Source organism: Paraburkholderia sp. BR13439 (assembly GCF_040948805.1).
In the GTDB taxonomy this organism is placed as follows: Bacteria; Pseudomonadota; Gammaproteobacteria; order Burkholderiales; family Burkholderiaceae; genus Paraburkholderia; species Paraburkholderia youngii.
In genome coordinates, this window is the sequence record NZ_JBFPKN010000002.1 from 553,301 (window position 1) to 572,178 (window position 18,878).

The 18,878-nt window shown below is 65.1% G+C and carries 26 protein-coding genes and 2 tRNA genes; 15 read left to right on the forward strand and 13 right to left on the reverse strand.

Annotation, left to right across the window (positions count from 1 at the left end):
* Positions 1-20: 20 nt before the first annotated feature.
* Both AB3X96_RS06440 and AB3X96_RS06445 read left to right on the forward strand, forming a co-directional pair.
* A tRNA-His gene (locus AB3X96_RS06440) sits at positions 21-96 on the forward strand.
* A gap of 350 nt (positions 97-446) precedes the next feature.
* Positions 447-716, forward strand: a complete 270-nt coding sequence (locus tag AB3X96_RS06445) for a hypothetical protein (RefSeq protein WP_176108707.1) — start codon at positions 447-449, stop codon at positions 714-716.
* Between the two features lie 154 nt (positions 717-870).
* On the opposite strand, the gene AB3X96_RS06450 is transcribed toward AB3X96_RS06445, so the two are convergent.
* Both AB3X96_RS06450 and AB3X96_RS06455 read right to left on the reverse strand, forming a co-directional pair.
* Complete coding sequence (locus AB3X96_RS06450) at positions 871-1,113, reverse strand: DUF6566 family protein (RefSeq protein WP_368589026.1); 243 nt, start codon at positions 1,111-1,113, stop codon at positions 871-873.
* Between the two features lie 110 nt (positions 1,114-1,223).
* Complete coding sequence (locus tag AB3X96_RS06455) at positions 1,224-1,421, reverse strand: hypothetical protein (protein WP_013089281.1); 198 nt, start codon at positions 1,419-1,421, stop codon at positions 1,224-1,226.
* 157 nt (positions 1,422-1,578) lie between these two features.
* On the opposite strand from AB3X96_RS06455, the gene AB3X96_RS06460 reads away from it, so the two are divergent.
* Positions 1,579-1,839 (forward strand): hypothetical protein, encoded by a 261-nt coding sequence (locus AB3X96_RS06460; RefSeq protein WP_368589027.1) that lies wholly within the window; start codon positions 1,579-1,581, stop codon positions 1,837-1,839.
* Positions 1,840-1,874: 35 nt separating this feature from the next.
* Here the strand turns inward: AB3X96_RS06460 and AB3X96_RS06465 are convergent, their stop codons facing one another.
* The 4 genes from AB3X96_RS06465 to ssuD form a co-directional block, all read right to left on the reverse strand.
* Positions 1,875-2,090: a molybdopterin-binding protein gene (locus AB3X96_RS06465; protein ID WP_008922916.1), complete on the reverse strand. Its 216-nt coding sequence runs from the start codon at positions 2,088-2,090 to the stop codon at positions 1,875-1,877.
* 66 nt (positions 2,091-2,156) lie between these two features.
* A complete protein-coding gene (locus AB3X96_RS06470; protein ID WP_368589028.1) occupies positions 2,157-3,158 on the reverse strand; it encodes an ATP-binding cassette domain-containing protein in 1,002 nt (333 codons plus the stop codon).
* Positions 3,155-4,003: an aliphatic sulfonate ABC transporter permease SsuC gene (gene ssuC, locus AB3X96_RS06475; RefSeq protein ID WP_368589029.1), complete on the reverse strand. Its 849-nt coding sequence runs from the start codon at positions 4,001-4,003 to the stop codon at positions 3,155-3,157. The genes AB3X96_RS06470 and ssuC overlap by 4 nt, the downstream gene beginning before the upstream one ends.
* Before the next feature lie 25 nt (positions 4,004-4,028).
* The gene (gene ssuD, locus AB3X96_RS06480; protein WP_368589030.1) at positions 4,029-5,189 is read right to left on the reverse strand and encodes an FMNH2-dependent alkanesulfonate monooxygenase; all 1,161 of its coding nucleotides are present in this window, start codon (positions 5,187-5,189) and stop codon (positions 4,029-4,031) included.
* 89 nt (positions 5,190-5,278) lie between these two features.
* On the opposite strand from ssuD, the gene AB3X96_RS06485 reads away from it, so the two are divergent.
* The gene (locus AB3X96_RS06485; protein WP_368589031.1) at positions 5,279-5,551 is read left to right on the forward strand and encodes a hypothetical protein; all 273 of its coding nucleotides are present in this window, start codon (positions 5,279-5,281) and stop codon (positions 5,549-5,551) included.
* 162 nt (positions 5,552-5,713) lie between these two features.
* Positions 5,714-6,139, forward strand: coding sequence for a hypothetical protein (locus AB3X96_RS06490; RefSeq protein WP_176108714.1), 426 nt, complete (start codon positions 5,714-5,716; stop codon positions 6,137-6,139).
* Positions 6,140-6,236: 97 nt separating this feature from the next.
* On the opposite strand, the gene AB3X96_RS06495 is transcribed toward AB3X96_RS06490, so the two are convergent.
* Together AB3X96_RS06495 and AB3X96_RS06500 are read right to left on the reverse strand one after the other, a co-directional pair.
* Positions 6,237-7,373, reverse strand: a complete 1,137-nt coding sequence (locus AB3X96_RS06495; protein WP_368589032.1) for an enoyl-CoA hydratase/isomerase family protein — start codon at positions 7,371-7,373, stop codon at positions 6,237-6,239.
* Between the two features lie 46 nt (positions 7,374-7,419).
* Entirely contained in the window at positions 7,420-8,256 is an 837-nt protein-coding gene (locus tag AB3X96_RS06500; protein WP_368589033.1) for a TetR/AcrR family transcriptional regulator, read from the reverse strand.
* Positions 8,257-8,402: 146 nt separating this feature from the next.
* On the opposite strand from AB3X96_RS06500, the gene AB3X96_RS06505 reads away from it, so the two are divergent.
* Complete coding sequence (locus tag AB3X96_RS06505) at positions 8,403-9,377, forward strand: NAD-dependent epimerase/dehydratase family protein (protein WP_368589034.1); 975 nt, start codon at positions 8,403-8,405, stop codon at positions 9,375-9,377.
* A gap of 42 nt (positions 9,378-9,419) precedes the next feature.
* On the opposite strand, the gene AB3X96_RS06510 is transcribed toward AB3X96_RS06505, so the two are convergent.
* The gene (locus AB3X96_RS06510; RefSeq protein WP_368589035.1) at positions 9,420-9,704 is read right to left on the reverse strand and encodes a DUF1488 domain-containing protein; all 285 of its coding nucleotides are present in this window, start codon (positions 9,702-9,704) and stop codon (positions 9,420-9,422) included.
* Positions 9,705-9,866: 162 nt separating this feature from the next.
* A complete protein-coding gene (locus tag AB3X96_RS06515; protein ID WP_176367862.1) occupies positions 9,867-10,154 on the reverse strand; it encodes a hypothetical protein in 288 nt (95 codons plus the stop codon).
* 290 nt (positions 10,155-10,444) lie between these two features.
* On the opposite strand from AB3X96_RS06515, the gene AB3X96_RS06520 reads away from it, so the two are divergent.
* Together AB3X96_RS06520 and AB3X96_RS06525 are read left to right on the forward strand one after the other, a co-directional pair.
* Positions 10,445-10,636, forward strand: coding sequence for a hypothetical protein (locus tag AB3X96_RS06520; protein WP_176108719.1), 192 nt, complete (start codon positions 10,445-10,447; stop codon positions 10,634-10,636).
* An 82-nt stretch (positions 10,637-10,718) separates the two neighbouring features.
* Positions 10,719-11,108, forward strand: a complete 390-nt coding sequence (locus tag AB3X96_RS06525; protein WP_368589036.1) for a hypothetical protein — start codon at positions 10,719-10,721, stop codon at positions 11,106-11,108.
* Between the two features lie 46 nt (positions 11,109-11,154).
* Here the strand turns inward: AB3X96_RS06525 and AB3X96_RS06530 are convergent, their stop codons facing one another.
* Positions 11,155-11,493, reverse strand: coding sequence for a multidrug efflux SMR transporter (locus AB3X96_RS06530; RefSeq protein ID WP_368589037.1), 339 nt, complete (start codon positions 11,491-11,493; stop codon positions 11,155-11,157).
* 4 nt (positions 11,494-11,497) lie between these two features.
* Positions 11,498-11,995, reverse strand: coding sequence for a heme-degrading domain-containing protein (locus tag AB3X96_RS06535; RefSeq protein WP_368589038.1), 498 nt, complete (start codon positions 11,993-11,995; stop codon positions 11,498-11,500).
* 231 nt (positions 11,996-12,226) lie between these two features.
* Here AB3X96_RS06535 and AB3X96_RS06540 point away from each other — a divergent pair.
* The 7 genes from AB3X96_RS06540 (at position 12,227) to AB3X96_RS06570 (ending at position 17,658) form a co-directional block, all read left to right on the forward strand.
* Positions 12,227-12,303 (forward strand) — tRNA-Met (locus AB3X96_RS06540).
* 217 nt (positions 12,304-12,520) lie between these two features.
* Positions 12,521-13,066 (forward strand): NUDIX hydrolase, encoded by a 546-nt coding sequence (locus AB3X96_RS06545; protein WP_176377918.1) that lies wholly within the window; start codon positions 12,521-12,523, stop codon positions 13,064-13,066.
* A gap of 9 nt (positions 13,067-13,075) precedes the next feature.
* Entirely contained in the window at positions 13,076-13,813 is a 738-nt protein-coding gene (aat, locus tag AB3X96_RS06550) for a leucyl/phenylalanyl-tRNA--protein transferase (RefSeq protein WP_368589039.1), read from the forward strand.
* A 102-nt stretch (positions 13,814-13,915) separates the two neighbouring features.
* Positions 13,916-14,761, forward strand: coding sequence for an arginyltransferase (locus tag AB3X96_RS06555; protein ID WP_368589040.1), 846 nt, complete (start codon positions 13,916-13,918; stop codon positions 14,759-14,761).
* A 125-nt stretch (positions 14,762-14,886) separates the two neighbouring features.
* On the forward strand, positions 14,887-15,909 hold the full coding sequence (locus AB3X96_RS06560) for a quinone-dependent dihydroorotate dehydrogenase (protein ID WP_368589041.1): 1,023 nt from the start codon (positions 14,887-14,889) through the stop codon (positions 15,907-15,909).
* Between the two features lie 109 nt (positions 15,910-16,018).
* Positions 16,019-16,813, forward strand: a complete 795-nt coding sequence (locus tag AB3X96_RS06565; RefSeq protein ID WP_368589042.1) for a cystine ABC transporter substrate-binding protein — start codon at positions 16,019-16,021, stop codon at positions 16,811-16,813.
* 185 nt (positions 16,814-16,998) lie between these two features.
* Positions 16,999-17,658 (forward strand): amino acid ABC transporter permease, encoded by a 660-nt coding sequence (locus AB3X96_RS06570; protein ID WP_176108727.1) that lies wholly within the window; start codon positions 16,999-17,001, stop codon positions 17,656-17,658.
* 32 nt (positions 17,659-17,690) lie between these two features.
* Here the strand turns inward: AB3X96_RS06570 and AB3X96_RS06575 are convergent, their stop codons facing one another.
* Complete coding sequence (locus AB3X96_RS06575; RefSeq protein WP_368589043.1) at positions 17,691-18,737, reverse strand: Gfo/Idh/MocA family protein; 1,047 nt, start codon at positions 18,735-18,737, stop codon at positions 17,691-17,693.
* Positions 18,738-18,878 lie beyond the last annotated feature (141 nt).

Here is an 18,878-nt window from a genome sequence, read left to right on the forward strand (position 1 = left end):
AAGTCAAGCGGATGTTAGTGGTGGCTGTAGCTCAGTTGGTAGAGTCCAGGATTGTGATTCCTGTCGTCGTGGGTTCGAGTCCCATCAGCCACCCCAAAGATTTCAAGCAAACGGCGTTGTGAGCAATCACAACGCCGTTTTCGTTTTGCTGGCAGCCTTCTGCGTTTTCCATGATGAACCTGCGGTCTTCCGGCCCGCATCACCCCTTCCCGCCTCCTTCCTATTCTCAAAAACCGCTTGGCCAGCAGGGCCGGATCACCGCTCTGCCTTGCCGCGCTTACGTCTGAACGATTGTTTCTTCGTCGGGAATAGTAATTTCAGATTATCGGCACAAATTATCGATAGTAGGGGTATACACTGCCTTCCATCGACGTTGCAGACACCTGGTTCACTGGCTCCTGCAACATCTTCCTGAAATGCAGTCGAAACGTTATCGGAGTCCTCCCATGAAGACCAAGTTTATCGCCGCCCTGCTGGTTGCCGCTTCCGCCTCGATCGCCGCTCCCGCTTTCGCAAGCGGCTATGGTCCGGCGCCGTACTATCGTCCGTCGGTTGGCGCGCCGGCTTCACAACAAGGCCAGAACGCCGAGACCGTCGCTGCTGAACGCGCCAACGCGCAATCGAATGCGTACGGTGGCGTGAATAGCGTGTCGACCCAATCGGGCTCGCGCAGCGAGTCCAAGTCGGGCCCGCAATCGGTGTACTTCGGCCACTAAGCCGCCAGCAGTAGCAGTACCGTCGGATCCGCTGCCTCTGCAGGCAGCGATCAAACTGGGCGCCGCGCATGCAGTATCGATGCCGGCGCCCAGTTGCGTTTACGCCGGCTGTAGTGCGCCCGGCACCATTCCGTCGCGACGCGACTATCCGCCATTAGCTTGCCAGCCCCGCATCGATCAACTCGCGCGCCGCACTGAAAGCCGCCTGGGCGGCCGCATGCTCGGTGGACCACAAGCTATCGATATGCACGAGCTGCCAGTCGACCACCGTCGAATCGTCGCGCAGCACCCGGAAATGCGCCTTGACGCCGGTCAGCACCTGTTCGACCGCCACCTCGATGTCATAGTCGCCATAACGCGCCTGATAGTCGCCCATGTCGACGCCCTTCGGCTCCATGTTCGTCTCCGTGGTTTCGCTGATCGCGGGCAAACGAACGCGCGCGACTCACCCGCGACGCGCCGCCTCGCTCTTCACCCCGGCCGCGCGGCCGGCCGCCGATCAGCGGATCAATTGCAGTCGCCGGAAAGATACTGCCGGCCGTTGCAGTTGATTTCGACCCCACCGCTGCCCGCTTCGGCGACGAGGTCGCATGCCAGCAACTCCGCCGCGACGGACTGCGCGACTTCGGGCGCCGTCTGTCCGACGCCCACGTCGTTCAGACGCCGCAACGCTTCGACCGCTTCGGGACTCAAGGACTTCGACATGGCCGTCTCCGTCGGAATGGTCAATTCATCGTAGCAAGTTTCATCGGCGGATGCAGGCGTGCGCGCCCGCAGCGGCCCCGGAACACAGTCTGCTACTAGTGAATCGTGCACACAGCCGCGTGTCTACAGACGACGCGCGACATCGAAGGAGAACGACATGAAGCGAGGCAATTGGGCCACCCTTACGGCCACTGCTGCAGCGCTGGCGGCGCTGCTCGCGAGCGGCGCGAACGCCGTCACGCAGACAGCGTCCAGCGCACCGCCGGACAGCCATGCGCCGATGGCCAAACCGCCCGAGGCGGCATCGGGCGCCGGAGGTTCGAGCAACCCGGACAACATGCCGATCAAACGACCGACGAAGCCAACCAACGACCACATGTCGCACGAGCCGCCAGCAAGCGGCGCAAACGCGAAGTAGCCGCTGCGCACGCCGCTCGCGCTAGCGCAACGTCGTCAAAGCCGCGCAATCGACACCTCGGTCGACTTCACGAGCGCGACCACCTCCGAGCCGACTTTCAGTTCGAGTTCGTCGACGGAGCGCGTCGTGATCACCGACGTGACGATGCCGAACGGCGTCTCCACGTCGACTTCGGACACCACCGAGCCGCGAATGATTTCCTTGACCTTGCCTTTGAATTGATTGCGCACGTTGATGGCGGAAATGCTCATTTCAGATAACTCCACAGAAGCGGTTGATAACGGAATGGATCAGATGGGATCGATTTGCTGGAAAGCTCAGACGGCCCAGCGCACCTCGGTCGGCCGCGTCAGACGGCCCGGTTCCGGCAAGCCGTACGGGTCATAGGGCTCGTACGCGCGATGCGCGAGCGTGTCGTCGTTCGGCGCGTTTTTGAGTACGCGTTGCAACACGTGATCTTCGAGCGCGGCGAAGCCCGCCGACGCCCGCGCCCGCGGCCGCGCAAGCGCGACCGGCTGATCGAGCGCGATGCGGCCCTCCTCGATCAGCAAAATCCGGTCGCCGAGCGCGACGGCTTCGTGCACGTCGTGCGTGACGAGCAGCGCGGTGAAGCGATGCTCGCGCCACAGCCGTTCTATCAGCGTGTGCATTTCGAGGCGCGTCAACGCATCGAGCGCGCCGAGCGGCTCGTCGAGCAGCAGCAATTGCGGACGATGCACGAGCGCGCGCGCTAGCGCGACGCGCTGCCGCTGACCGCCCGAGAGTTGCGCGGGCCAGTCGTTCGCGCGTTCGAGCAGGCCGACTTCGGCGAGCACCGCGCGCGCATCGTCGCGCGCGCCCCCGCCGCGGCCGAGGCCGAGCATCACGTTCTGCAGCACGCTTTTCCACGGCAGAAGACGCGCATCCTGAAACATGATGCGGGTGTCGAGCGGACCGCCATTGCCGGCGCGTTTTTCGAGCACGCCCGAGCTGGCTTCTTCGAGACCGGCGACGAGTCGCAGCAACGTCGACTTGCCGCAGCCGCTGCGGCCGACGATCGCGACGAAGCTGCCGCGCTCGATCGACAGATCGAAGCCCGACAGCACCTCGCGCTCGCCATAGCGTTTGCCGACGCCGCGCAATTGCACCGCGTAGTCGCTTGCGGGGCGCGCGTCGCTACGGGCCAGTGCAATGGCGGGTTGCAAGCCGGCCGCCCCGTCCCGCTCGATGTCCGCGGCCTCGTTCGCGTCGTGATCCGCGAGCCGCGGCTGCGCGAGCTCGGTCTCGAGGTCGCTGCCCGCGATGCCGCCGAAGGTCGTCGCTAGTGTCGTTGCGCTCATGCTTTTGCTCCTCGCTGATAGGCCGGATGCCAGCGCAGCGACACGCGCTCGAGGCTCTTCGCGAGCATGTCCGCGAGCTTGCCGAGCGCCGCGTACAGCAGAATGCCGACCACCACCACATCGGTTTGCAGGAATTCGCGCGCATTCATCGTCATGTAGCCGATGCCCGATTGCGCGGAAATCGTCTCGGCGACGATCAGCGTGACCCACATCAGGCCGAGCGCGAAGCGCACGCCGACCAGAATCGACGGCAGCGCGCCCGGCAGGATTACGTGGCGGTACAGCGCGAAACCTTCGACGCCATAACTGCGCGCCATCTCGATCAGGTTCGCATCGACCGAACGGATGCCGTGGAACGTGTTCACATAGACCGGAAAGAACACGCCGAGCGCCACGAGGAACACCTTCGCTTGTTCCTCGATGCCGAACCACAGGATCACGAGCGGAATCATCGCGAGCGCGGGGATGTTGCGGATCATCTGCACCGTCGAATCGAGCACGATTTCCGCGGGCTTGAACAAACCCGTCGCCAGTCCGAGCACGAGGCCGATGCCGCCGCCGATCGCGAAGCCCGACACCGCGCGCCACGTGCTGACCTTCACGTCCGCCCACATTTCGCCGGACTGGATCAGCGACCAGGCCGCCTTCACGACTGCGAGCGGCTCGGGCAGCACGCGTGTCGACAGCGCGCCGCTGCGCGCGGCGATTTCCCACGCGAGCAGGATCGCGATGGGCGCGAGCCACGGCACCAGGTGCGCGCCGAAACGGCGCAACGCGTCAGCGCGTGTGGCGGACGCGGGCTGCGGGGTTGCCCCCGTGGCCGCGCTAAAAGCAGTGTCACTCATGTTGGCTTTTCTCCTTGCCGGTCGATCAGCTCGCGCTCGCCGCCTTCGGCAGATCGCTGGTGCCGACGATTTCGCCGAACGGCCCCGACAGCGGCCCGTTGGCGACCTTGCTGAAGCGTTGCGGCAGCAGCGGAAACACGAGTTCGGCGAAGCGGTAGGATTCCTCGAGATGCGGATAGCCGGACAGGATGAACGTCTCGATGCCGAGTGCCGCATACTCCTTCATACGCGCGGCCACCTGCTCCGGACTACCGACCAGCGCAGTGCCCGCGCCGCCGCGCACGAGCCCGACGCCCGCCCACAGATTCGGATAGACCTCGAGCTGTTCACGCCCGCCGCGTTTGCCACCGTGCAGCGCGGCCATGCGGCGCTGGCCTTCCGAATCCATCTTCGCGAACGACGCCTGCGCACGCGCGACCGTGTCGTCGTCGAGCTTGCTGATCAGCTTGTCAGCGGCGGCCCACGCTTCTTCCTCGGTCTCGCGCACGATCACGTGCAGACGGATGCCGAAGCGGATCTGCCGGCCGCGTGCCGCGGCGCGTGCGCGAATGTCGGCGATCTTCTTTGCGACCGCTTCGGGCGGCTCGCCCCACGTCAGATAGGTGTCGATGTGCTCGGCCGCGATATCGTGCGCGGCCGCCGACGAGCCACCGAACCACAGCGGCGGATGCGGGTTCTGCACCGGCGGATACAGCGCCTTGCCGCCTTTCGATTGCAGATGCTCGCCGTCGAAATCGATCGCTTCGTTGCTATGCGAAGCCGTAAGCAGCTTGCGCCAGATATGCAGGAATTCGTCGGTGATTTCGTAGCGCGTGTCGTGATCGACGAATACGCCGTCGCCGGCCAGTTCGGCCGCGTCGCCGCCCGTCACCACGTTGATCAGCAGCCGCCCGTTCGACAGCCGGTCGAACGTCGCCGCCATGCGTGCGGCCAGCCCCGGCGACGACAGTCCCGGGCGAATCGCGACGAGGAACTTGAGCCGCTGGGTCGCGGGAATCAGGCTCGACGCGACGACCCAGGCGTCCTCGCACGAGCGGCCGGTCGGCAGCAGCACGCCCTCGTAGCCGAGCGTATCGGCGGCGACGGCGATCTGCCGGAAGTAGTCGTAATCGGCTGCGCGTGCGCCTTGGGACGTACCGAGATAGCGGCTGTCGCCGTGAGTCGGAATGAACCAGAACACATTCATGTTGTTGCTCCTGCCTGCTCTTGAAAGAAAACGGTGGGCGCGAGCGCCGGCCGCGCGCATCGAGCCGGCAACCGGCAAGGCGCTGCGACGTGTTGAAGGATTGCGAAACGGACGGTGGACTCTGGCCACCGGCAAAAGCGCTGAAAGCCTATGCGCCGGGCGGACGACACCGCGAACACGACCGCGCGCGGGCCCTGCGGCAACGGAGATTCGGCATGAGGCTCGACATTGCGACGGTTTTCCTCGACCAACGTGCGCGTGGTGCGCTCGATTTAACGGATGACGGCGACACCCGCGCCGTCTGCATCAGGAAACAGTCTATGGAGCGGTCCGCGGCTTTTGAACGATTTTTTTTAGCTTAGGAATTCCGCTTTCGTGATTAGCCCGGCGCTACGGCATACGGTTGTTGCGCTTTACACACGCGGCCGCGGCCCCCGCACCCCGATCGATATAATGGCGCTCGTTTCCAATCACCCGGTACAGGCGTTGCGATTCGCGTCGCCAGTACGTTGCCGGTGCAATGCATGCACAAAATAATTCTGCCGTTCGTCGCCGGTTTTCTGGCTTCTTTGTTCTTCCGCGAATCGACGCTGGCGCTGATGCACGCCGCCGGCATGATCGACCCGACCGGTTTTTCGACCGCGCCGTTTTTGCCGCTCGGCCTGCCTGAATTCATCGCGAACGCAATCTGGAGCGCGTGCTGGGCCGTGCTGATGGCTTGGCTGCTGCGCGTCGCGCCGCATCGGCACGCGCCTTGGGTACCGGCATTCGTGTTCGGCGGCATCGTGCTGACCGCGGCGAGCGTGTTCGTCGTCGATCCGCTGCGCGGCATCTGGCCGAGCGGCAACATGCTGCCGCGGCTCGCAGTGGGCTTCGCGGCGAATGCGATGTGGGGCTGGGGCGCGCTCGTGTTCATGCGCGCGTTCATGGCGAGCGAGGCCGAGGAATGAGCGCGTCGCGCGTGAATCCGCGCAACGCGTAGATTTTCGCGGGCGGGTTCGCGAGGCGGCGCGTTCAGTGCGCGCTCAGTGCACGCTCAGTGCACGTTCACCCGCGCAGAGAGACTAGCGGATGCTCGTCCGCCGGCCACGGACTGTCGAACATCTTCTCCACATCGGCCTGGTTGACGTCCTCGATGCGCGCGAAACGCCAGCGCGGCGCGTTGTCCTTGTCAATGATGCGCGCGCGAATGCCTTCCACCGTGTCTCCGAGCAGGAAGCTCGAACGTGTCAGATCGAGATCGACACGCAGCACGTCGGCCATCGACCCCTCCGCGCGCGTGACCACTTCGAGCGAGACCGCCATCGACAGCGGCGAGCGCTCGCGCAGCACCGCGATCGTCCGCTCGGCCCACTCCGCCGCGTCGCCGCCGCGCTCGCGCTCCTGTTCGAGCGACGCGAGTATCCGCGCGACGTCGGGCTGCGCGAAATGCCGGTCGATCAACGTGCGCGCCTTCGCGAGCGCGCTCTCCTCGGGCCGCGGCGCGACCTGATAGGCGAGCGTTTCGCGCTCGACGCACGCAACCACATCCGCGCCGCGCTCGAACGGTTCGCGGCTCAACGTAGCGACGAGCGCGGGCAACGCCGCGTCGTCGATGTAGACATCGGCGAGGCCCGCGTACAACGCGTCGGCCGCGCCGATCGTCTCGCCCGTCACCGCCAGATAGCGGCCGAGCGCGCCGGGCGTGCGCGCGAGAAACCAGCTCGCACCGACGTCCGGAAAGAGGCCGATACGCGTTTCGGGCATCGCCATCTTCGTCGATTGCGTGACGACGCGCAGGCCGCCGGTGCGATGCGCGCCCTGCGAAATGCCCATGCCGCCGCCCATCACGATGCCGTTCATCAACGCGATATACGGTTTCGGATACACGAAGATCGCGTGATTGAGCCGGTATTCCTCGCTGAAGAATGTATCGCGGGCCTGCTGGTCGCCGCGTTGCGCCGCCTCATACATGAAGCGGATGTCGCCGCCCGCGCAGAACGCGCGCTCATGCCGGCTGCGCACGACGACGGCCAGCACCTCGGGGTCGTCGCGCCACTGGTCGAGCGCCGTGTGGATCGCGCGAATCATGCTCGTCGACAGCGCATTCAGCGCTTTCGGCCGCTCCAGTTCGATGAAACCGATGCGGTTGGTTACGTGGGTCGCGATTTCGTCGCTAGTGGCGGGCGAGGCGGACGTGGGCATGGAAAGCTGGGCGCGGCGGCGCGGGTTGACGTGGAACTGAACGTTATCACGGGCCTGCCGCTTTGCGTTTGGTGGCGGGCTCGGGAGCCGGGTCCGTGGATTCGGCAGGCTCGGAGTGGCGCCGCGCGACGGTTTTCTTGCCGCGCACCGCGGCGCTCTTCGATGCGCCCGCTGCCGCGGGCTGCGGCGCGCCGAGCCAAGCGTCGAGCGTTACGCCGACGAGCGTCTCGAGCGGCGCACTCGGAAACACCGGACACGTGAGATTCAGCGCGACGATGCCATGCAGACTCGCCCACAACGCCTCGGCCCACACGGCCGACTCCATCGATGCGACCGACGCCGACAGACGCCCCGCTGCTCGCAACTCGTCGAGCGCGTCGATCATGATGTGCAGCGCGGCGTCGCCGGGGTCGTCGTCGGCGTTGCTTCGGGACGCGGTTGAACCACCGGTCCCGGCGTTCGCGCTTGCATCGTCCCCGTTGCCGCCGTCTTTGCCTGCGCCCGCCGCCGCGCCACCGAGCGCCGCTCCCGTATAGCTCGGATCTTCCATGAAAATCAGCCGGTACGTTTCCGGATGCTGGACGCCAAACGCGACGTACGCGCGCCCGAGCGCCTTCAGCCGTTCGGCGGGATCTGCGATCTGCACGAGCGGCACGAAGGTCGCGAGCAACTGCGCGTAACCCTCCTCGCACAAGGCCCGCGCGATGTCGTCGCGACTCGCGAAATGCAGATACAACGTGGCGGGCGAATATTCGATCGCGTCGGCGATCTTGCGCATCGATAGCGCGGCAAAGCCCTCGCGCACGACGATGCGCCGCGCGGCATCGAGGATGCGTTCGCGCAGCGCCTGTTTCTGGCGGTGTTTTCGTTCAGCGATTCCCATGACTCGCAATTTTCAGGTTGACAAACTGAAAAGTCAAATTAAACTGAACGCTGTTTACTGAACAGTGTTCAGTACATTTTCATCGGTCGAACTGAGTCGCCACGTGCATACGCGACGAGGTCGCGCCGCAATCTGAAGGAGTCGTCATGCAAGCCACGGGAAAGGTCGGTTTATTCGGTGCTGCGGGCGCAGCGGGTCAAAGCATTGCCGCGGCGCTCGGTGCGGCGGGCCGCGATTATCGGGTGGTCGGCCGCTCGCGCGAGGCATTGCAACGCAGCTTCGGTGACGACCCGCACGCTGAGATCGTCACCTGGAACCCCGACGACCCCGCCACGATTCGCGCCGCGGCCGCCGGTCTGCAAACCGTGATCTATCTCGTCGGCGTGCCCTACGACCAGTTCGCGCAGCACCCGCCGTTGATGGAGAAAACGCTGGCTGGCGTGACGGCCGCCGGCGTCGAGCGCTTCATTCTGATCGGCACCGTGTATCCGTATGGCCGCGCGCATGGCAATCCGATTCGCGAAGATCATCCGCGCGAGCCGCACACGTTCAAGGGCCGCATGCGGCTCGAACAGGAAAAGCTCGTGCTGGCCGCGCATGGCCGGAAAGGTCTCGAAACGCTGGTATTGCGGCTGCCCGATTTCTACGGACCGGGGGTTGAGCGCAGCCTGTTGCATGGTGTCTTCGTTGGCGCCGCTACCGGTAAGCGCGCGCAGGTGCTCGGTCCCGTCGACGTGCCGCACGAATTCATCTTTCTGCCGGATGTCGGCCCCGTGGTCGAACGACTCACGCGCACACCCGAGGCTTACGGCCGCTGGTGGCATCTCGGCGGCGCCGGCACGATCACGCAGCGTGAAGTGGCGCACGAGGCCTACGCGCTCGCGGGCCGCGAGCCGAAGCTGATGGTGGCCGGCAAGGGCATGCTGCGCGTGCTCGGGCTGTTCAATCCGCTGATGCGCGAACTGGTCGAGATGAACTATCTGTTGACCGAGCCGGTCGTGCTCGACGATTCCGCGCTGGCAACGTTGATCGGGCCGTTCAGCAAGACTTCGTATCAGGAAGGGATCAGGCGGTGCTTCGAAGCGGCGCGCGAGGCAGTGCCGGCGCATGGCGTGAATTAGCGGCAACGCGTTGGCGATGCGTTGGTGGAAGGAAAGTTCCGCTCAGTCTGCCATCTGCCCTGGCGGAAAGTGACCACTCTTGAGTAGCACGGGTGTGCCGTTGCTGATCTGCAAATGCTCGCGCGCAACGGCCTCGATGCGCGGCCGGCCCGCATCGAACGCACGCAGCCAGCCGTCGAGGTCCTCGCTGTAAGCGCCGAAATGATCCTCGAGCGCTTCTACCGAGATCGCGCACGGCACCGGCTCACCGTCCACCAGCGCTGAAAACACGACGGTCAGATTGGAGTCACGGTAAGCAGGCGCGTCTTCGGGAAAACGGATTTCCATGGTCGCCTCATCAAAAGGTGGCGGCGGGAACGTAACACGCGTGGAAAGCCGCTATGCGCCGCCGATCCGCGCGGGTCCCGCTATGGTACCCGCGCCGCCGGATCACGGTCCAGCGTGCGCGGGCGCCTGACTCAGGGCATCGCGCGGGAATCGCCGACACGCTCACTGCCCATCCAGCAATCGGTCGACATATTCGCGCGCCGCCCGTTCGACGAACGCGAGCGCCTCTTCTTCGCTACTGAAGCGTTGCCGGTCGCCGAGTTCGAGCAACGTTTCCATCCGATGCGGATCGTCCGGGCCGGCTTCGGCGAGGCTAACCGAGCCGACGTAAGTACCATCCGCTTTGGCGTGCGCTTCGCCCGACGCGCCCGACGTGCTGCCCCCCGGCACGAGGCGCGCGGTGGCGCTGATGTAATAGCCGCGATAAGGGCCACTGACCCGTTCAGCCATCTTCGTCCTCCTGTTGCGGTTGCGGAGCTGGCGCCAGTCGCGACGGCGCCGCCTTGATGCTTCAGCATGCGGCGCGCCGCTGCACCGGAGGTGTGCGGGCGCCCCCGCCCCATTACGATAAGGCGCGTTACAGCGCGATAAGTTCTGCACGCTCGCGAGCCGCAGTTTCGCCCGACCCCACGGCCGCGCCGCACGTCAGCCACGCGCGCTGGTCGAACGGTCCAGATCGGCATACTCCATGCTGTGAAAAGGTACTATGACGACACCATTTCGAGGCCAGCGAGCGCAATATGGGAAAATATTTTCTGCAGAATCACGAACTGCCCGAGCCGGATGCGGCGAACCGCTGGTTCGAGTACGCCGAAAGTCATGGGATCGACATCCCAAAAGCGATCAGCATCTGGGAAGACGCGGCCACTGAAGAAGGCGCGGAAGCCCGGCGGCTCGTCAGCGCGGCGGGCATCACCGTCGAAGCCACCTGAGCCTTGGCGCGCGCCCGCGCGTTCCGCACCGACCGGCTCCGGCCCGGCAGCAACCTCTATCTGAATGAAAGGACACAACACGATGCATTTCACGACGCAACCGCGGCGCGCCGGCCGATTCCACCGCCTCCGATCCAGCGCCGCGCTTGCCTTCGTGCGTCGCGCGTCGCTGACGGCCGCATGGCCCGCCGCGCTGCTGCTCGCCGCGGGGCTGGGCGGCTGCGCGTCGTCGAACACGACCACGCTGATCAATCTGCCGAACGGCCAGACCGGCTTCGCGGTCAACTGCAGCGGCGCCAACGCCGGCTCGAGCTGGGCCTCGTGCTACGTGCAAGCGGGTAAGGCCTGCGGCGCGACCGGCTACGACATCGTGTCGAAAGATAACGACGAGGGTGGCACCGCTGGCGGCAGCGTCACCAACGTGGCGTCGGCGAATGTGAAAGGCCGCTCGATGATCGTGCGCTGCAAATAAGCCGACTTACGGTCCGTGCGGCAACCGAGGCGGCTTACGCGGGCGCTCAATGCGGCTGCATCTTCGAGAAGAGATTCAACACCGCGACGCCAGCGACGATCAATCCCAGCCCGATGATCGCCGGCACGTCGGGTACCTGCCGGTACAGCACCAGCGCCACAAGCGTGATCAGCACGATCCCGGCACCGGACCAGATCGCATAGACGATGCCGACCGGAATGCTCCTGAGCGTCAGCGACAGGCAATAGAACGCGATGCCGTAGCCGAGCACGACGACCATCGACGGCAGCAGCCGCGAGAAACCGTCCGAGGCCCGCATCGCGGAAGTCGCAATGACTTCGGCGACGATCGCGATCGCGAGCAGCGCATACGGGGGTACGCGCATCGCGTCAGCTTTTCGCGAGCGCGAGCTTGCCGTAATCGTGACCCAGATGCGCGCACAGCGCTTCGACCACGAGCTCATGATCGGCGCGCTGCGGCAGACCGGACACCGTGATCGAACCGATCACGCCCGCGCCTTCCACCGTCAGCGGAAACGCGCCGCCGTGCGATGCGAACTCGGTGGCCGGCAGACCGTGCTTGTCGGCGAGCGTCGCACCCGCGAGCTGCATTTTCAGACCGATCGCGTACGAGCTACGGCGAAATTGCGCGACGGTGTTGCCCTTGCGGCGCACCCAATCGACGTTGTCGGGCGTCGCACCGTCGAGCAGGCTGAAGAACAGCGGCTGGCCGAACGTGCGCACGTCGATCGCGGCGGCAATGCCGCGCGCTTTCGCGACCTCGTGCAGATACGCGCCGACTTGCCACGCGCGGTCGGCATCGAAACGGGGAAACACGAGGGTCTTTTCCTGAAGAGCAATGACCTGAAGGTCGTGAGCGATATCCATGGGGTTTAGAACGGGTCGGAGGGTCGGAGGATCAGAGTCGAAGAGGTCGCCGTCGTGAAGATCCGGCGAGCCGCGTGGAGAATCTGAATTCTAGCGCAGCGTCCGCGCGCGGCTTTCCGGAGTCTTTCCAATAGGTGACGTAGCGGTCGCGGCGCAAAGCGCAATGAAGCCAATCCTTACATGGCTATTGCGCTGTCTGTCTGGCTGGTCTATAATCTTTTCTTCGACGGACGCGGGGTGGAGCAGTCTGGCAGCTCGTCGGGCTCATAACCCGAAGGTCGTAGGTTCAAATCCTACCCCCGCAACCACAACGAAATCATTGAAGGGTTACAACGCATTGGCGTGTAACCCTTTTTTGTTTTCGTGGCCACGAGCTGACGAGCGCATCCGAAGATCGACTGTCAAGCGTGTCAGACGCGGCGGCGCTCGCCGCATCGAACCTCCCATCGCGCAGTCCCCGCCGGCGCCTCAGTAATCGCCCGCCCGGGTGATAAACTCCTATCACCCTTTCTCGTCCCCTTTCCAATGAAATTCTGTTCTGTCTGCGGCCACGGCGTCAGTCTGAGCATTCCGCCGGGCGACAATCGCGAGCGCTTCGTATGCAGCAGTTGCGGCACCGTGCATTATCAGAATCCGCGTAACGTGGTCGGCACCGTTCCCGTGTGGGACGACAAAGTGCTGCTGTGCCGCCGCGCGATCGAGCCGCGCTACGGTTACTGGACGCTGCCCGCCGGCTTCATGGAAATGGGAGAAACGACTGCCGAAGCGGCCTCGCGCGAAACGCTCGAGGAAGCCGGCGCGCGCGTCGAGGTGCAGAACCTGTTTTCGCTGCTGAACGTGCCGCATGTTCATCAGGTGCATCTGTTCTACATGGCGCGGCTGCTCGATCTCGACATTGCCGCCGGCGAAGAAAGCCTCGAAGTGAAGCTGTTCGAGGAGCACGAGATTCCGTGGGGCGAGATCGCGTTTCCAACCGTCGGCCAGACGCTGCGCTTTTTTTTCGCCGACCGCGCGGCCGGCAGTTTCGGCCTGCATACCGGCGACATCTTCCGCTCCCTGCGCGAAGGTTGAGCGGCGCGCATGGTTCCCTGGCTCGGAGCTGACGATCCGTTTCCGCCCGTCGAGCGCGCGCTCGGCGCCGCGAGCGGCGCGCCCGGTCTGCTCGCGGCAAGCGGCGATCTGCTGCCGTCGCGCCTGATCGATGCGTATCGGCGCGGCATTTTCCCGTGGTATTCGGACGGCCAGCCGGTGTTGTGGTGGAGCCCCGATCCGCGCATGATCCTGCGCCCCGCCGAATTCAAGCTGTCGCCGTCGCTGCGCAAGACGCTCAAGCGGATGTTGCGCGACGACGCGTGGGAAATCCGCGTCGATCAGGATTTCGCCGCCGTGATGCGCGCCTGCGCGCAGGCGCCGCGCCGCGGCCAGCGCGGCACGTGGATCACCGCCGACGTCGTCGAAGCCTATTCGTCGCTGCATCGCCTCGGCGACGCGCACAGCATCGAAACCTGGTTCGAGGGCAAGCGTGTAGGGGGCTTGTATGGCGTGTCGCTCGGCCGCATGTTCTTCGGCGAATCGATGTATACCGACGTCACCGACGGCTCGAAAATGGCGCTGGCCGCGCTGGTCGGCCACTTGCGACGTCACGAAATAGAAATGATAGACTGCCAGCAGAACACGTCGCATCTGGCGTCGCTCGGCGGCCGCGAGATAGCGCGCAAGGCGTTCGTCGCGCATGTTCGCGCGTCTGTCGGCGCACCGGCCATTCCTTGGCGCTTCGACAAGACCGCCCTGCTCGAAATCCTCGTGCGCGCGGCGTAGGAAAAATCAGGCCGAATCCGGGTCCGCCGCCCATCGAATCGCGGCATCAACCGCCATGCGCGCCGGGTTTGCATTACCAGAGACGCTTCGAGAGCTGCCAACGTGACTCATCCCAAGGAGCTGCCTCTTTCGCCGCTTTCCGCGCTGCAATTTTATGCAACGGCGCCCTATCCCTGCAGTTACCTGGACGGCCGCATCGCGCGCTCGCAGGTCGCCACACCCAGTCACCTGATCAATTCGGACGTCTACACGGATCTCGTCAAGGCCGGCTTCCGGCGTTCGGGCGTGTTCACCTACCGTCCGTATTGCGACGGCTGCCGCGCATGCGTGCCGGTGCGCGTGCCGGTCGAGCATTTTCAGCCGAACCGCACTCAGCGGCGTGTGTGGAGAAAGCACGGCGAGCTGATCGCGACCGTCGCGCCGCTGCATTACGATGAGGAGCATTACGCGCTGTATATGCGCTATCAGTCGGCGCGCCACGCAGGCGGCGGCATGGATCGCGACAGCCGCGACCAGTACGAGCAGTTCCTGCTGCAAAGCCGGATCAACTCGCGGCTCGTCGAGTTTCGCGAGCCGGCGCCGCTGCGTCCCGATGGACGGCCCGATCCGCGCCCCGATGCACAGGGCGCGCTGCGCATGATCAGCATGATCGATATCCTTGGCGACGGGTTGTCGTCGGTCTACACGTTCTTCGAGCCGAGCCTGCCCCATGCGAGCTTCGGCACGTACAACATCTTCTGGCAGATCGAGCAGGCGCGCAGCCTGAACCTGCCTTACGTGTATCTCGGCTACTGGATTCGCGAAAGCCCGAAAATGGCGTACAAGGCGAATTTCCGGCCGCTCGAAGGCTTGATCGACGGCGAGTGGCGCGTGCTCGATCCCGCCAGCATCGACTTTCCGCCGGTCGATCTGCCGATGCATGGACGACGCGGGCCGCTCAGGCCGTAGCCGAAGCGCCGTCCGCCGAGTCGTCGCCGGGCCTGCTCGCCGCCAGCAACGCCCTACCAGTCTCATCAAAGCCCAAAGCCGGTAAAATAGCGGGTTCCCATTTTCCGGCCGTCCGGCTTCATCCCGTGTTCAGTTCCCTTTATCCGCTCGTTCGCGCCCAACTCTTTCGCATGGACGCGGAAGACGCTCACCATCTGACTTTGCGCATGCTCGGCGCCGCCGGCCGCACCGGCATCGCCGGCGCGCTCGCCGCGCGCGTGCCGGATTCGCCGCGCACCGTGATGGGCCTCACGTTCCGCAACCCGGTCGGACTCGCGGCCGGCCTCGACAAGGACGGCGCGTGCATCGACGGTCTGGCGGCGCTCGGCTTCGGCTTCATCGAGGTGGGCACCGTGACGCCCCGCCCGCAGCCGGGCAATCCGCGCCCGCGCATGTTCCGGCTGCCGCAAGCGAACGCGGTGATCAACCGGATGGGCTTCAACAATGCCGGCGTCGACCAGTTCGTGAAGAACGTCCAGGCCGCGCACTATCGCGGCATCCTCGGTCTGAACATCGGCAAGAACGCCGACACGCCGATCGAGCGCGCCGCTGAAGACTACCTGTACTGCCTCGAGCGCGTGTACCCGTTCGCGAGCTACGTGACGGTCAACATCTCGTCGCCGAATACGAAGAACCTGCGCCAGCTGCAAGGCGCCGACGAACTCGACGCGCTGCTCGCCGCGCTGAAGGACAAGCAGCAACGGCTCGCCGACATGCACGGCAAGCTCGTGCCGCTCGCCCTGAAGATCGCTCCGGACCTCGACGACGAGCAGATCAAGTCGATCGCCGACACCTTGCTGCGCCACCAATTCGAAGGCGTAATCGCGACCAACACGACGCTGTCGCGCGCTGCCGTCACCGGCATGCCGCATGCGGACGAAGCCGGCGGCCTGTCGGGCAAGCCGGTGTTCGACGCGTCGAACGAAGTGATCCGCAAGCTGCGCGCCGAAGTCGGCGAGGCGGTACCGATCATCGGCGTCGGCGGGATCTTCTCGGGGGAAGACGCACGAGCGAAGCTCGCGGCCGGCGCGTCACTGGTGCAGCTTTATACTGGGTTCATCTACCGCGGTCCGGCGCTCGTCGCCGAATGCGCGCAGGCGCTGCGCTAAGCATCCGCACCGCCGGTGCATATAGACATAAACAAACGGTATTTAGATTGCGATAGTCTCGTTTGCTATGCTCCCGACCGTCAAAACGTCAGACGTACAAAGGAACACGATGAAATTTGGCCTGCTGAAGAAACTCCTCGCCACCGCGCTGATCGGCGCGTCGTTGACCGCGGTCGCCGCGCACGCGGAAGACCTGCTCGACCAGGTCAAGCAGCGCGGCACGCTGCGCGTCGGTCTCGAGGGCACCTTCCCGCCGTTCAACTCGAAAGCGCCGTCGGGCGAGCTGGTCGGCTATGACGTCGACATCGCCAAGGCCGTCGCGGCCAAGCTCGGCGTGAAGCCGGTGTTCGTCACGACCGAATGGAGCGGCATCATCGCCGGTCTGCAGGCGGGTAAGTTCGATGTGATCGTCAACCAGGTCGGCATCACCGACGCGCGCAAGCAAACCCTCGACTTCTCGCCGGCGTACACGTACTCGGCCGCGCAACTGATCCAGCGCAAGGACGACACGCGCCAGTTCACGTCGCTCGAAGACCTGAAGGGCAAGAAGCTCGGCGTCGGTCTCGGCACGAACTACATGGACATGGCGAAGTCGGTGCCCGGCATCGACGTGAAGACCTATCCGGGCGCGCCCGAATACCTGCGCGACCTGGCCGCCGGTCGGCTCGACGCGGCGTTGAACGACCGTCTGATGCTCGCGTACCTGCTGAAGAACTCGAACCTGCCGCTGCGCACCGGCGCGAACGTCGGCCCGGGCAACCCGTCGGGCGTTCCGTTCCGGAAGGGCAACCCGCAGTTCGCAAAGGCGATCGACGATGCGATGACCCAACTCGAAGCGGACGGCACCTTCACGAAGATCTCGGACAAATGGTTCGGCATCGACGTCAGCAAGCCGATCAAGTAACACCCGTGTAGTCAAACGAAGGGCGGCATCGATCACGATGCCGCCCTTCGCGTTTATGCGGCCCGCGCGGGGCCTTGGACCCGAACCGCGCGTCACGTATACCCCGAGCCGCATTGCGCGACCCGCGCCTGAACGCGCGCCAAAGTTTATGATGTGCGCTTTGTGCGTCAATAAGAACACTACCCATGTCCATCACATCCCTGCTGCTCCAATCGCTGCCGGTACTCGCACAAGGCGCCTTGCTGACGATCAAGTTCGCGATCCTGTCGATGATCTTCGGCTTGATCGGCGGCGCCGTGCTCGCACTGATGGGGATCAGCCACAGCCGGCCGCTGAACTGGATCGCACGCGTTTATGTGAGCGTGATGCGCGGCACGCCGCTGCTGGTGCAGATCTTCGTGATTTATTACGGTCTGCCGAGCTTCGGCATTTCGCTCGAACCGACGCCGGCCGGCGTGATCGCGCTGTCGGCGAACGTCGCCGCCTATCTGTCCGAGAGCATGCGCGGTGCGATTCTGGGCATTCACCAGGGCCAGTGGCTCGCGTCGTACAGCCTTGGGCTGTCACGGCGCCAGACGCTGCGCTACGTGATCGCGCCGCAGGCACTGCGCATCGCGGTGCCGAGTCTATCGAACAGCCTGATCAGCCTGGTCAAGGACACCTCGCTCGTGTCCGTGATCACGGTGACCGAGTTGCTGCGCAGCGCGCAGGAAATGATCGCGTCCACGTATCAGCCGCTGCCGCTTTATCTGGCCGCCGCGGCCGTTTACTGGGTGCTGTGCCAGGTGCTCGAGTGGGCGCAGCGCTGGTACGAGCGGCGGCTGTCGCTGCCGACGCGGCACTGAGCGCCGCGCACTCCTTTCTTTGCCCTGGCGGCTCATTCGCCAGCGAACTTCAGCCCCAACGCCGCGCGCGCCGCGTCGGCCATCGCGATCATCTGTCGCGACGTGTCGTGCGGCATCAGCGGACTCTGCAGCACACCCGCGCGAATCAGCTCGCAAAAGTGCGCGGTCTCGTAGTTCAAACCACCGCCTTCGAACGGTTCGTCGAGTTCGACGACGCGGCCGTCCGCGTAAAGGATGCTCGCGCGCGACGGGTTCCACCACGGCTCGTGCAGCGTCACGTGACCGCCTTTGGCCATCAGCAGCGCATCGCCCTTGCCATGCAGATCGAGCCCGCAGAATAGCTGCGCGATGCCGCCGCGCTCGTGCTGGCTGTTCAGACTCGCGAACGTATCCACGCCGGTCGCGCCGAGCCGGCCGAAGGTCCGCACGTCGCGCGGGGCGCCGAGCCAATCCACCGCAAGAAACATCTCGTAGATGCCGATATCGAGCAGCGCGCCGCCCGCATGCTCGAACGACAGCGACGGATGATCGACCGGCACGCCAGGCACCGAGCAGCCCGCGCGCACGAGGCCGACCTCGCCGATCGGGTCGGCCGCGAGGTGCTCGCGCAACCTTCTGTAAAGCGGATAGAACGGCGGCTTCATCGCTTCCATGAAGAGCCGTTGCGAAGCGCGCGCGGTCTCGAGCACGCGCTCGAGCTGCGCACGATTGATACACGCGGGCTTCTCGCACAGCACGTGCAACCCGGCTTGCAACGCGGCGATCGCATAGTCGGCGTGGCTGTCCTGCAGCGTCGCGATATAGAGCGCGTCAATGCCGCTCGCGAGCAGCGTATCGAAACTGTTGCAAACGGTACCGCCGAATTCATCGGCGAACGCCTGAGCCGGTTCCACGCGACGCGACCACAGCGCGGCGAGCCGCGCGCGCGGCACGAAGGCGAGGCCTTGAGCAAAGCGGCGCGCAATCCGGCCAGTGCCGACGATCCCCCAACGGATTTCACGCGATGAAGTGGTGTCCTGCGTTGCCCGATTGGTCGGTTGGGCGGTGGCTGCCTGCGGTGCCGCTGTCGTGTCTGTCATCGTTGTGCGAGGGTCCATGCGGTTCGGAACAGCCGCTATTGTCGCCGATGCCGTTTGAGAATGCGGCGAACCCGGCCAATCCGAACCATGCGACATCGCCGCCGCGCACCGACCTTCGACACCCGCGCCGCCGCTTGTCGC

Bases quoted from the DNA above. Each gene is read 5' to 3' on its own strand.
- AB3X96_RS06445 (WP_176108707.1), top strand. From the start codon at position 447: ATGAAGACCAAGTTTATCGCCGCCCTGCTGGTTGCCGCTTCCGCCTCG.
- AB3X96_RS06450 (WP_368589026.1), bottom strand. From the start codon at position 1,113: ATGGAGCCGAAGGGCGTCGACATGGGCGACTATCAGGCGCGTTATGGC.
- AB3X96_RS06455 (WP_013089281.1), bottom strand. From the start codon at position 1,421: ATGTCGAAGTCCTTGAGTCCCGAAGCGGTCGAAGCGTTGCGGCGTCTG.
- AB3X96_RS06460 (WP_368589027.1), top strand. From the start codon at position 1,579: ATGAAGCGAGGCAATTGGGCCACCCTTACGGCCACTGCTGCAGCGCTG.
- AB3X96_RS06465 (WP_008922916.1), bottom strand. From the start codon at position 2,090: ATGAGCATTTCCGCCATCAACGTGCGCAATCAATTCAAAGGCAAGGTC.
- AB3X96_RS06470 (WP_368589028.1), bottom strand. From the start codon at position 3,158: ATGAGCGCAACGACACTAGCGACGACCTTCGGCGGCATCGCGGGCAGC.
- ssuC (WP_368589029.1), bottom strand. From the start codon at position 4,003: ATGAGTGACACTGCTTTTAGCGCGGCCACGGGGGCAACCCCGCAGCCC.
- ssuD (WP_368589030.1), bottom strand. From the start codon at position 5,189: ATGAATGTGTTCTGGTTCATTCCGACTCACGGCGACAGCCGCTATCTC.
- AB3X96_RS06490 (WP_176108714.1), top strand. From the start codon at position 5,714: ATGCACAAAATAATTCTGCCGTTCGTCGCCGGTTTTCTGGCTTCTTTG.
- AB3X96_RS06495 (WP_368589032.1), bottom strand. From the start codon at position 7,373: ATGCCCACGTCCGCCTCGCCCGCCACTAGCGACGAAATCGCGACCCAC.
- AB3X96_RS06500 (WP_368589033.1), bottom strand. From the start codon at position 8,256: ATGGGAATCGCTGAACGAAAACACCGCCAGAAACAGGCGCTGCGCGAA.
- AB3X96_RS06505 (WP_368589034.1), top strand. From the start codon at position 8,403: ATGCAAGCCACGGGAAAGGTCGGTTTATTCGGTGCTGCGGGCGCAGCG.
- AB3X96_RS06510 (WP_368589035.1), bottom strand. From the start codon at position 9,704: ATGGAAATCCGTTTTCCCGAAGACGCGCCTGCTTACCGTGACTCCAAT.
- AB3X96_RS06515 (WP_176367862.1), bottom strand. From the start codon at position 10,154: ATGGCTGAACGGGTCAGTGGCCCTTATCGCGGCTATTACATCAGCGCC.
- AB3X96_RS06520 (WP_176108719.1), top strand. From the start codon at position 10,445: ATGGGAAAATATTTTCTGCAGAATCACGAACTGCCCGAGCCGGATGCG.
- AB3X96_RS06525 (WP_368589036.1), top strand. From the start codon at position 10,719: ATGCATTTCACGACGCAACCGCGGCGCGCCGGCCGATTCCACCGCCTC.
- AB3X96_RS06530 (WP_368589037.1), bottom strand. From the start codon at position 11,493: ATGCGCGTACCCCCGTATGCGCTGCTCGCGATCGCGATCGTCGCCGAA.
- AB3X96_RS06535 (WP_368589038.1), bottom strand. From the start codon at position 11,995: ATGGATATCGCTCACGACCTTCAGGTCATTGCTCTTCAGGAAAAGACC.
- AB3X96_RS06545 (WP_176377918.1), top strand. From the start codon at position 12,521: ATGAAATTCTGTTCTGTCTGCGGCCACGGCGTCAGTCTGAGCATTCCG.
- aat (WP_368589039.1), top strand. From the start codon at position 13,076: ATGGTTCCCTGGCTCGGAGCTGACGATCCGTTTCCGCCCGTCGAGCGC.
- AB3X96_RS06565 (WP_368589042.1), top strand. From the start codon at position 16,019: ATGAAATTTGGCCTGCTGAAGAAACTCCTCGCCACCGCGCTGATCGGC.
- AB3X96_RS06570 (WP_176108727.1), top strand. From the start codon at position 16,999: ATGTCCATCACATCCCTGCTGCTCCAATCGCTGCCGGTACTCGCACAA.
- AB3X96_RS06575 (WP_368589043.1), bottom strand. From the start codon at position 18,737: ATGACAGACACGACAGCGGCACCGCAGGCAGCCACCGCCCAACCGACC.